12 protein-coding genes are annotated in these 10762 nt (G+C 67.5%); 6 read left to right on the top strand and 6 right to left on the bottom strand.

All coding sequences use genetic code 11. From position 1 onward, the window contains the following. Window positions 1–36 precede the first annotated feature (36 nt). Window positions 37–705 (top strand): YciC family protein, encoded by a 669-nt coding sequence (locus tag BLS61_RS19705; protein ID WP_090433710.1) that lies wholly within the window; start codon window positions 37–39, stop codon window positions 703–705. Between the two features lie 58 nt (window positions 706–763). Then, window positions 764–1198: a VOC family protein gene (locus BLS61_RS19710; protein WP_090433712.1), complete on the top strand. Its 435-nt coding sequence runs from the start codon at window positions 764–766 to the stop codon at window positions 1196–1198. 12 nt (window positions 1199–1210) lie between these two features. Here the strand turns inward: BLS61_RS19710 and BLS61_RS19715 are convergent, their stop codons facing one another. The 3 genes from BLS61_RS19715 to BLS61_RS19725 are packed head-to-tail and all read right to left on the bottom strand — an operon-like array spanning window position 1211 to window position 3071. Next, on the bottom strand, window positions 1211–1954 hold the full coding sequence (locus BLS61_RS19715; RefSeq protein ID WP_090433714.1) for a substrate-binding periplasmic protein: 744 nt from the start codon (window positions 1952–1954) through the stop codon (window positions 1211–1213). Next, window positions 1954–2799, bottom strand: a complete 846-nt coding sequence (locus tag BLS61_RS19720) for an SDR family oxidoreductase (protein ID WP_090433716.1) — start codon at window positions 2797–2799, stop codon at window positions 1954–1956. Before BLS61_RS19720 ends, BLS61_RS19715 begins: the two co-directional genes overlap by 1 nt. Before the next feature lie 32 nt (window positions 2800–2831). Beyond that, window positions 2832–3071 carry a CDGSH iron-sulfur domain-containing protein gene (locus BLS61_RS19725; RefSeq protein WP_090433717.1) on the bottom strand — a complete coding sequence of 80 codons (240 nt, stop codon included), beginning with the start codon at window positions 3069–3071 and terminating at the stop codon, window positions 2832–2834. Between the two features lie 89 nt (window positions 3072–3160). On the opposite strand from BLS61_RS19725, the gene BLS61_RS19730 reads away from it, so the two are divergent. Both BLS61_RS19730 and BLS61_RS19735 read left to right on the top strand, forming a co-directional pair. Continuing rightward, on the top strand, window positions 3161–4252 hold the full coding sequence (locus tag BLS61_RS19730) for an endonuclease/exonuclease/phosphatase family protein (RefSeq protein ID WP_090433719.1): 1092 nt from the start codon (window positions 3161–3163) through the stop codon (window positions 4250–4252). A gap of 84 nt (window positions 4253–4336) precedes the next feature. Next, window positions 4337–5071, top strand: coding sequence for a substrate-binding periplasmic protein (locus tag BLS61_RS19735; RefSeq protein WP_090433720.1), 735 nt, complete (start codon window positions 4337–4339; stop codon window positions 5069–5071). A 4-nt stretch (window positions 5072–5075) separates the two neighbouring features. Here BLS61_RS19735 and BLS61_RS19740 read toward each other — a convergent pair whose 3' ends face one another. Both BLS61_RS19740 and hrpB read right to left on the bottom strand, forming a co-directional pair. After that, the gene (locus tag BLS61_RS19740; protein WP_090433721.1) at window positions 5076–5882 is read right to left on the bottom strand and encodes a TlpA disulfide reductase family protein; all 807 of its coding nucleotides are present in this window, start codon (window positions 5880–5882) and stop codon (window positions 5076–5078) included. 7 nt (window positions 5883–5889) lie between these two features. Continuing rightward, on the bottom strand, window positions 5890–8424 hold the full coding sequence (hrpB, locus tag BLS61_RS19745; protein WP_090433723.1) for an ATP-dependent helicase HrpB: 2535 nt from the start codon (window positions 8422–8424) through the stop codon (window positions 5890–5892). A 132-nt stretch (window positions 8425–8556) separates the two neighbouring features. On the opposite strand from hrpB, the gene BLS61_RS19750 reads away from it, so the two are divergent. Together BLS61_RS19750 and BLS61_RS19755 are read left to right on the top strand one after the other, a co-directional pair. After that, window positions 8557–8976 carry a polyribonucleotide nucleotidyltransferase gene (locus BLS61_RS19750; RefSeq protein ID WP_090433725.1) on the top strand — a complete coding sequence of 140 codons (420 nt, stop codon included), beginning with the start codon at window positions 8557–8559 and terminating at the stop codon, window positions 8974–8976. A gap of 4 nt (window positions 8977–8980) precedes the next feature. Further along, a complete protein-coding gene (locus BLS61_RS19755) occupies window positions 8981–9862 on the top strand; it encodes a cation diffusion facilitator family transporter (RefSeq protein WP_090433727.1) in 882 nt (293 codons plus the stop codon). Between the two features lies 1 nt (window position 9863). Here BLS61_RS19755 and BLS61_RS19760 read toward each other — a convergent pair whose 3' ends face one another. Beyond that, window positions 9864–10346: a DUF6515 family protein gene (locus tag BLS61_RS19760; protein WP_341844492.1), complete on the bottom strand. Its 483-nt coding sequence runs from the start codon at window positions 10344–10346 to the stop codon at window positions 9864–9866. Window positions 10347–10762 lie beyond the last annotated feature (416 nt).

Consider the following 10762-nt stretch of genomic DNA (forward strand, 5'->3'; position numbering starts at 1 on the left):
CCACAGTGCTGGTGCCTGACACCTGGTAACCTGTCGATGAGCCCACTTTCCGTTTTGCGCGACGCCTGGTTCTTCTCCAGCCACAACCTCGCCGCCATTGCCCGCCTAACCCTGCCGTTGTTGCTGCTCGAGGCCATTGCGCAGACGCTTCTCGCCGCCCAGCTCGGCGAAGACGCCAATCCGGCCTATGGCGTGCTGCTCGGCATTCTCTTCTACCCGCTGTACGCCGCGCCGCTGATTCTCTTCCTGCATGCCCGCAGCATCGGCCAGACGCCCGGCAATGCGCAGCTGTTCGCCGCCGGCCTGCAGCTGTGGCCGAGCTTCGCCCTGATGGCCGGGCTGAGCACCCTGGCGATCATGCTCGGCCTGTCGCTGTTCATCGTGCCGGGCATCTGGATCATGATGCGCCTGGCCTTCTCCGAACTGATCCTGGTGCTGCGCCAGGAGCCGCCGCTGCGCGCCCTGCAGGCCAGCTTCGCGCTGACCGAGGGACGTTTCTGGCCGGTGTTCGCCTGCCTGGCCAACGTGCTGGTGCCGCTGTGGCTGCTCGACTGGTGGACGCAGCCGAACCACAGCGACACCCTGCTGTGGGTGCTGCATCAGGCCGGCAATGGGTTCCTGCAACTGTTCGCCATCGTGGTGCTGTTCCGCCTGTTCATGCTGCTCGAGCCACAGCAGGCGGCAAATAGCGATAACAGTGATTAGCAGGCTGTCGAAAACTACCTGCTAGGCTTGCAGCTTTGGTCAGAGCAAGGAGAGCACCATGAGCGAAACCAACCCCAGCATCCTGTCCCACGTGTCCATCGGCACCAACGATTTCGACGCCGCCAGTGCCTTCTACGCCAAGGTACTGGCCACCCTGGGCTGCAAGGAGATCATGCGCCACCCCGGCGCCGTGGCCTTCGGTCGCGAGTACCCGGAGTTCTGGGTGCAAACGCCGATCAATGGCCAGCCGGCGACACTCGGCAACGGCAGTCACTTCGGCTTCGTCGCCGCGGACAAGGCATCTGTGCATGCCTTTCACGAGGCGGCGCTGGCCGCCGGTGGCCAGGACGAAGGCCGGCCCGGGCCGCGCCCGGAGTACGGCGAGCCCTACTATGGCTGCTTCGTCAGGGATCTCGACGGCCACAAGATCGAGGCCGCTTTCTGGGACATGGAGCTGATGCTGGCCGGCGCGGCGCATCACTCGCACGGCTGAAGTGCCGCCCGGCTACTGGCGCGCCACCACCGGCTGATAGCGCAGTGCGGCATTGGCGATCCAGCCTTCGCGCAACAACTGATCCAGTGCAGCGGCCAGCGCCGGCATGCGCGCCAGACGCTTGCGCGAGAAGCCGATATACAGCGCGGTGCGCGCCTCGGGGCGGAACGCCGCCTTGACGATGCGGCCGGCCAGGTCGGGGGCGAGCAGGGCGTAGTCGACCTGACAATCGGTACCGACCAGGGCGTCGATACGGCCACGCACGAGCATCTCCAGCAGCTGGCTCTCGTTGCTCACACCGACCTTGTCCAGCGCCTGGTCATCGTCGAATGGCTGGAAGTACACCGACTCCAGCACGTAGCCGATGCGCAGCCCGCGCAGCGATGCGTAGTCGTTCAGGCGCATGGCCAGGGCCGGGCTGGCGTAGAAGCGCGGCGAGCAGGCGTAGTACGGCGCGTCCAGATAGCGAATGTAGCGTTCGCGCTCCGGCGTCCTGGCCAGGCCGGTCATCAGGTCCGCACTGCCCTGCTCCAGCGCCGCCAGGCCACGCGCCCAGGGCGCCCGCTGCACCTCGAAACGCAGCCCGGTACGACGCGACAGCTCATCGAGCAGATCGATATCCAGCCCCTGCAACCGGCCGTTCTCGCCCTCCATGCGAAAGGGTGGCCAGAGGTCGGTCATCACCCGCAGGGGCTCGGCGTCGTCGGCGCGGCACAGCGTTGTCAGCATCAGCAGTGCAAGCAGCCAAAGGCGCATCAGCGTCGCTCCGGACCATGCGGCCGCAGGCCGGACAGCCGCGGCAGCAGCACGCGCTCGAACAGCCTGGGGAAGAAGCGCGCCAGCACCCGCGCGCGCCAGTCGACGTTCGACAGCACCAGCAGCCGCCGACGCTTGAGCGCACCACGGTAGATGGCCTCGGCGACATCCTGCGGCGAAGCCACCTTGCCCATCGCCAGCGGCGGCTGGGCGGCCACCGAGCCATCGCCGACCAGGGCGTTCTTGCGCAGGTCGGTGGCGGTGAAGCCGGGGCACACCAGCATCACGTTCACCCCCGAGCCCTTGAGCTCGTAGCGCAGCGTCTCGAACAGACCATGCAGGGCATGCTTGCTGGCGTTGTAGGCGCTGCGATAGAGCAAGGGGGCGATGCCCGACAGCGAGCTGAGCACTATGACCTGGCCGCGCCGCGCGATCAGGCTGGGCAGCGCCGCCTGCGTACAGTGCAGGGCACCGAAATAGTTGACCGCCATGACCCGCTGGAACACCTCCAGGCTGGTTTCGGCGAAGGTGCTGCGATGGGTGATGCCGGCGTTGTTGACCAGCACGTCGATACCGCCGAAACGCTCCACCGCCAGGGCCACGGCGCGCTGCACCGCCTCGGCGTCGGCGACGTCGCAGACCAGCCCCAGGGCCTCGGCGTTGTGGTGATCGGCCAGGTGCTGCACCAGGCTGTCCAGCGCCGCCTGCTGCAGGTCGAGAATCACCAGGCGCGCGCCCGCCTGGGCCAGGCGCATGGCCAGCGCGCGGCCAATGCCGGCGCAACCGCCCGTGATCAGCACCACCTTGCGATCGAACACCTTGTTGGCGAACACCTTGCGATACATGCGTTGCTCCCGCAGCCCTGGCCTTGCCGACACTACAACCTGTTGTGGCTGCCATCGCAACAGGGCGGTGTGGCCGTGTGCTTGCAGCCACAGAAAAACACCCGTTCGGTGCGCTCGGCATGATAACGCAGCGGGGTCAGCCCGCTGTCCTTGTGGCTGCCGTCGCAGAACGGCTGGCTGGCGCTGCGCCCGCAACGGCACCAGAAATAATCACGCCCGGCCTCCACCTCCACCGCGAAGGAGCTGCGCTGGGCTATCAGCGGCTGGTTCATCGCAACCTCCCGGCAGGTTCCCGCAGCCTGGGCCGACGGGCCACAGTCGGGTATCCTCGCCTCCTTCCAGCATAGCCGCCCGCTTCGTCATGTCCCTGCCGCGTCCGCTTCGCCTGTTACTGCTCATTGCACTGGTTGTTGCCGCCGTGGCGATCACGCTGATCTACAGCCTGACCTGGCGCCCACAGCCGCGCGAAGACGCGCCCGTGACCTGCACGGGCCAGGTGGCGCAGCTGCAACCGGGGCAGGCGCTCAAGGTGATGACCTGGAACCTGCAGTACCTGGCCGGCAAGCGCCATGTGTTCTGGTACGACCTGCCCGGCGGCGACGGCCCGGACGAGCGTCCGAGCAGCGCCGACCTGGCCATGACCCTGGATGAGGTGGTGCGCGTGCTGCGCGACGAGCAGCCGGATCTGGTACTGCTGCAGGAGCTGCACGACGGCGCCAGGGCCACTGACTATCAGGACCAGTTGGCGCTGTTGCAGGAGCGCCTGGCCGATCTCTATCCGTGCAGCAGCCAGGCCTTCTACTGGAAGGCCGCGTTCGTTCCGCACCCGCGCATCCTCGGCAGCGTCGGCATGAAGCTGGGCACCCTCAGCCGCTTCCGGATCGCCCGCGCCGAGCGCCTGCAGCTGCCCATGCTGGAAGCCGATCTGCTGAGCCGCCAGTTCCAGCTCAAGCGCGCGTTGCTGGTCAGCTATCTGCCGGTTCGCGGCGGCGACGAGCTGGTGGCGATCAACACCCATTTCGATGCCTTCGCCCAGGGGCAGAACACCATGCAGCGTCAGGTGGAGATGACCGACGGGCTGCTCCAGCAGCTGCAGCGCGCGGGCAGGAGCTGGGTGCTGGGCGGCGACCTGAACCTGCTGCCGCCCGGCCAGTTCGAGCATCTGCCGGAAGATCAACGAGGCTGGTACGCCGCCGACAGCGAACTGCTGGATCTGGCAAGCCGCTACCCGATGATCCCCAGCCTGCAGCAGGCCAGCGGTTCGCAGCAGGCGCAGTGGTACACCCACTTCCCCAACGACCCGGCCGCCAGCGGCCCGGATCGCACCCTCGACTACCTGTTCTACAGCCCACGCCTGACCCCGTTCGCCAGCCAGGTGCGGCAGCACGACACCCAGGCCATTTCCGACCACCTGCCGGTGATTGGCCGCTTTTTCCTGCCCAGCCAGGAATAGCGGGCTGGACAAGCCCGCCATGTCTTGTCCATGCTCGGCGGGTATTACAAAAAAAAGACAAGACGGCCACTAGCCGCGACGCAAATGCCAAGACGCTTCTGCCTGATCCTCATCACCCTGTTCTGGCTGCAGGCGGCGCACGCTGCCGAAACCAGGCCGCGCATACAGGTCGGGTACTACGAGTTTCCGCCCTATTCCTATACCGACGCCCAGGGCCAGCCCGCCGGTTCGGGTCTCGAACTGACCGCGCGCCTGCTCGATGTAGCGGGCTATCAGGCGGACTTTCGCTCCTACCCCGGCGCTCGCCTCTACGGCGGCCTGCTCGACGGCAGCATCCACCTCTGGGCCGGCGCCTCGGGCAAACCGGGGCTGGCCGAGCACACCCTGGAGGGTCGGCATCTGCTGGGGGAAATCACCCTCAACCTGTACTTCCGTCACGACACACCAGTACCGCGCATTCCGGAGGACCTGGAGGAGCGCGGCGTGATCCTGATCACCGGCTACAGCTACTGGCAGGACGTCAACCGGTGGCTGGAAGACCCGGCGCGCCGCATCATCCATCACCGCACCGCCAGCCATGTCTCGGCACTGCAGATGCTGCAGCGACGACGCGGCGACTACCTGCTGGACTATCAGGCCCCCGTGGAACAGGCCAAGCGCGAGCTGGGCATGGACGAAATACCCTTCGTCGAGGTGCAGCGCCTGCCGCTGAGGCTGATCTACTCACGCCATGCAGCGGACGCCGAGCGCCTGCGCGACGAGCTGGACCGGGCCTATGAGCAGTTGACGGAGTCCGGCGAGGACCTGTGGCTGTACTGACCCGTCAATCACCACGCAACCTGGCCAGCGCTCGCTCCAGGCTGGCGTGCGACAGCTCGCCCAAGTGACTGCCGACCTGTCGCCCTTCGGCATCGTAGAACAGCGTGGTGGGTAGCGCGCGCGAACCCACCAGTTGCCCCAGCCTGACCGGCTCGTCGAGCAGCAGGTGATCCAGGCTCAGTTGCTGCGCGGCGAGGAACTCGGTCACCAGCGCAGCGCTCTCCCCCTGATTGACGAAGAGGATGGTAATCCCGGTTTCGCGCTGCTGCGCCTGCATCAGCACCGGCATTTCGCGCCGACACGGCGGGCACCAGGTGGCCCAGAGGTTGACCACCAGTGGCCGGCCCGCGTAATCGCGCAGGCTCACCGCTTCACCCTGCAGGTTGCGCACCTGCAGGTCAGGCAAGCGCGTGCCCTGCTCCAGCGCCTGCAACCTCAGGTTGCCGCCGAGCCACAGCGCCAGGCCGACCCCCATCGCCACGCCAAGCGGCCGCCGCAGGGTCGCCTGGCGCCAGAGGTACCACACGCCCAGTGCCAGCCCGGCGAGCAAGCCCGGCCAGGCGATGAAACCACCGTCGCGGATATCCACCGCGCGCCACGGCTCATCACGGTAATACTCGGCATACACCAGCACGAAGGCCACCCGCGCCACCAGCAGCCCGACCATGAGCATGCGGAACAACTGGCTTTCCGGATTGCAGCCGTGACGACGGCCGATCAGCCAGCCGACCAGGGTCGCCAGCAGCAGGCTGCCGAACAGCAGCACATGGGTGACGCCCAGGGCCAGCGGCCCGAGATTCAGGGTCAGCATCGCCGTCTCACTTCCTCGGCTTGGCTCGCGCCGTGGGTTCGGCGATCAAGGGGTCGTCCGGCCAGTAGTGCTTGGGATAGCGCCCCCTCAGGTCCTTCTTCACATCGATGTAGGTGTTGGCCCAGAAGCTGGCCAGGTCCTGCGTCACCTGCACCGGTCGCCGCGCCGGCGACAGCAGATGCAACTTGAGGCCCAGGCGACCGCCGGCGATGCGCGGCGTGGCGGCCAGGCCGAACAGCTCCTGCAGGCGCACGGCGAGTACCGGCGGATTCTCCGTGTAGTCGATGGCGATGCGCGAGCCGGACGGCACGTTCAAGGCGCGCGGCGCCAGCTCGTCGAGGCGTTGCGGCAGCGGCCAGGGCAGCAGCGTCTGCAGGATCGAGGGCAGGTCGAGATTGGCGAAGTGGCTGAGGCGATTGACCTTACCCAGGAAGGGCGTCAGCCACTGCTCGAGGCTGGCCAATAGCGCGGCATCGGACAGGTCCGGCCATTCGCTCTGCCCCTGCTGCTGCAGGTCCAGCTCGCGCAGCACCGCCACGCGCGCCTGCCACTGACGCAGCTCCGGTGTCCAGGGCAGCAGCTCCAGACCCTTGCGCCGCACCAGGCCGACCAGCGCACGGCAGCGCGCGTCTTCGTCCAGCGCCGCCAGCGCCTGGCGCTCCAGCACCAGTTCGCCCACCTTGCGCTGACGCTCGGCGCGCAACACGCCTTCGCGCTCGTCCCAGTCGAGCACCTCCAGCGTCTCGACCTGCTCGGCCAGCTCGCGCTCGAACAGCGCCGGGTCGAGATCGGCGGCGAGATAGATGCGCTCCTCGCGCTGGCCCTGGCGGCTGCCCAGGTCGGCCACCACCAGCCACTCATGCTTCATCAGCGCATCGGTTTCCGCGAACTGCGCGGCGCGGCCGTTGGCCAGGCGATAGTCGGCGCCACCGGCGCGGCGCTGCTGGGCGATGCGATCGGGGTAGGCGAAGGCCAGCAGGCAGCCGAGCCAGCGCGGGTGTTCGGGGTCGCTCACCGCCGCACTGACCGGCCGCCCCTTGAGCAGTCCCTGAAACTGTTTGGCCAGCTGGCGGGCGCGCTGCAAGCCGCCTTGAGCGCTGCGCGTGGCGCGGCTTTCGCCGCTGAGCAGGGCCAGGCGACTGTGCAGATCGGCACCGCTGCCGCGCAGAACGTCGCGCTCGGAGAGCAGCGCGGCCAGATCGCAGGCCAGCGCGCCCAGGCCCAGCGCCTGGCCACGCAGCAGCAGATGAGCGATGCGCGGATGGCTGGGCAGCTCGGCCATGGCCTGGCCATGGGCATTGAGCGCGCCACGCTCGTCCAGCGCACCGAGGCGGCCGAGCAGATCCAGCGCCTGCGCGTAGGCAGCCGGCGGCGGCACGTCCAGCCAGCTCAGCTCCTGCGGCGTCACCCCCCAGCGCAGCAGTTGCAGGGCCAGCCCGGCCAGATCGGCCTGAAGGATCTCCGCGCTGGAATAGGCGCTGAGCTGCTCATGCTGTGCCTGCGACCACAGCCGATAGCAGGCGCCAGGCTCAAGACGCCCGGCGCGACCGGCACGCTGGGTGGCGGAGGCACGGGAAATACGCTGGGTATCGAGACGGGTCATGCCGCTGGCCGGGTCGAAGCGCGGCACCCGCGCCAGGCCGGCGTCGATGACCACGCGCACGCCATCGATGGTCAGGCTGGTCTCGGCGATATTGGTGGCCAGTACCACCTTGCGTTTGCCCGCCGGCGCCGGCTCTATGGCAGCGCGTTGGGCAGACAGGTCAAGTTCGCCATGCAGCGGGCAGAGCAGGATATCGTCGCGCCCCGCCAGTACCTCACCGAGTTGCTCGGCCACGCGGCGGATCTCGGCCTGCCCGGGCAGGAACACCAGCAGGCTGCCGGGCTCGTCGGCCAGCGCCTGCTGCACCGTCTGCAATACGCGCGGCTCGACCCACTCGCCCGCCTGGAACGGCGCGCCCCAGCGGATATCCACCGGGAACATGCGCCCTTCGCTGCGCAGCACCGGCGCCTCGCCGAGCAGCGCAGCCAGGCGCTCGCCCTCCAGGGTGGCGGACATCAGCAGCACCTTGAGCGGCGCCTCGCCGCTGCCTTCGCCGCGGAACATGGCGCGCCCGTTGAGGGTCAGCGCCAGGGCCAGATCGGCATCCAGGCTGCGCTCGTGGAATTCGTCGAAGACCACCAGGCCGACGCCTTCCAGCGCCGGGTCATCCTGCAGGCGACGGGCGAGGATACCCTCGGTAACAACTTCGATACGTGTGCTCGGCCCTACCTTGCTGTCCAGGCGAATGCGGTAGCCCACCGTCTCCCCGACCCGTTCACCCAGCTCGCTGGCCAGGCGCTCGGCGGCGGCGCGGGCGGCCAGCCGGCGCGGTTCGAGCATGAGAATCTTTTGCCCGCTCAGCCAGGGCGCATCGAGCAGCGCCAGCGGCACGCGGGTGGTCTTGCCGGCACCGGGCGGCGCCTCCAGCACCGCTTCGTGGCGGGCGCTCAGGGCATCGCGCAGGGCGGGTAACAGGACGTCGATCGGCAGGTCGTTCATGGTATCTCCACAACAGGCCGGCGATTATAACGGCGAACTGCCAGAGGCCCTGCAGGGTCATAAGCAGCGGACAGCAGTTTTGCAAACATCACCTTGCTATAGTTGCGCCACTTTTCTCCATGGAGGTGCTCGATGCGCACGAAATCCCGAGTTATCGCCGGCGTTGTCGCCGCAACCCTGTTCACTCAGCTGACCGCCTGCGGCTCGATCTTCTATCCGGATCGTCGCGGCCAGATCGAAGGCAAGATCGACCCGGTAATCGCCGGGGCCAACGCCATCGGTATCCTGTTCTACGTGATCCCCGGCCTGATCGCCTTCGCCGTGGACTTCGCCACGGGCGCCATCTATCTGCCGCAGGGCCAGACCGCTCAGGTCGATCCGCAGCAGCTGCAGAAGCTGATCGGTGCAGACGGCAAGGTCGACCAGTACGCCCTGAAAACGCTGATCGAAACCAGCACCGGCCACCAGCTGCCGCTGGACGATCCGCGGCTGATCCAGCACAGCGGCAGCGCCGAGCAACTGGCAGCCTACGGCCTGCATCCGGCAGCCTGACCCCGTGCACGACCCGCAGCATGCCAGGCTGATGCGCCTGGCCACCCGGGCAGCGCTGACGGTGGCGCTGACCCTGGTGCTGGCCAAGGCGATTGCCTGGTGGCTGAGCGGCTCGGTCAGCCTGCTGGCGGGTCTGACCGACTCGCTGCTCGACAGTGCCGCCTCGCTGATCAATCTGATCGCCGTGCACTTCGCGCTGCGCCCGGCCGACGAGGATCACCGCTACGGCCACGGCAAGGCCGAAGCCCTGGCCGGGCTGGGCCAGGCCCTGTTCATCGGCGTCAGCGCCATTCTCATCGGCCTGCAGGGCATCGAGCGCCTGCAGGCGCCGCAACCGCTGGAGGCCGAAGGCGTCGGCATCGCCGTGATGCTGCTGTCGCTGGCGCTGACCGTCACCCTGCTGCTGTTCCAGCGCAAGGTGGTGCGCGAAACCGGCTCCACCGCCATCCACGCCGATTCCCTGCACTACCGCTCCGACATTCTGCTCAACGGCAGCATTCTGCTCGCCCTGCTGCTGACCCGCTTCGGCTGGCAACAGATGGATGCGCTGTTCGCCATCGGCATCGCCTTCTACATCTTCTGGAGCGCCATCAGCATCGTGCGCGGCGCGATCGGCGTGCTAATGGACGAGGAACTGCCCGGCGAGGTCAGCACGCAGATGCACGAGCTGGCGTGCGCCGTCCCTGGCGTGCTCGGCGCGCACGACCTGCGCACGCGGGTTTCCGGCACGCGCTGGTTCGTCCAGTTGCATCTGGAGCTGCCGGGCGAGATGAGCCTGTCCGAGGCGCACCGGCACTGCGTGGCCGTGGAGCAGGCGATTCGCCAACACTACCCGCAGGCCGAAGTGCTGGTGCACGCCGACCCGCCGGAAGTGCTCACGCACTGACTCAGTTGATGCTGTAACCGCGTCCGCTCAGGCACGCCCCCAGCGCCCGCTGGTAAAGCCCGCCTACCTCTGCGCTCGGCGCCGTGCTGGCAGCTGCCGGGTCGAAGCCGGACTGGGTGACCGCCCAGCGGTGGCATTCATAGCGATCTCGCCCTTGCTGCTCCTCGTTCTGGCCGCGCGCCGGATAGGCGATCACGTCATAACGCGTGGCCTGGCTGGCAACCACCGGCGGACTGACCACCTCGTACTCACGGCTTTCGGCACGCCACAGGTAATAAGTACCGGCGGCCAGGTGGTAGAGCACGCTGCCGATCCAGATTTCCCGCGCATCGCCGGGCAGAGTGCGAACGCGCAGCCCCGGCGGCGCTACGATCGGCCTGAGCTGGGTGCCATGCGGGCGATACCAGCGACCTTCGGAGAACACGTATTCCTCTCCCTGATAGGGAATGCGTTGCTGCATGGCAGCCGGCGGCGGCGCGTGCATGCCCGGCCCGCCAGGCGGTGCGGCGATGACCAGAGGGCTCAGACCCAGCAGAAGCAGCGCGGTGATCTCGGTCCAGACATTGCGTTTGTGCATCGATGCGACTCCAGTGGCTCAAGCGGATTGGCAGTATCCGGCCACTGCCGTCAGGCGCAGTCAGTCCTGTGTAAATGAGGTGTAAAGGGCAATCGGGCAGGATGATCAGGGGCACGGCCACAGGGAAGCGGCGCCATGAAAAAAGGTTCTTCGCATATCTTGGGGAAAGTGCGGGTTGACACCGGACTGGCAATAACGTGTTAGCTGTCGATGACTTGGCACTATCCCTTAGCGTGTCGCCTGATCTGCTGGGTTTCGCCCCTTACGGGCGACTCACTTTCTTTGCTTGTGCAAAGAAAGTAAGCAAAGAAACACACCCCTGC

Origin of the sequence: Ectopseudomonas guguanensis (assembly GCF_900104265.1) — a bacterium.
In the GTDB taxonomy this organism is placed as follows: Bacteria; Pseudomonadota; Gammaproteobacteria; order Pseudomonadales; family Pseudomonadaceae; genus Aquipseudomonas; species Aquipseudomonas guguanensis.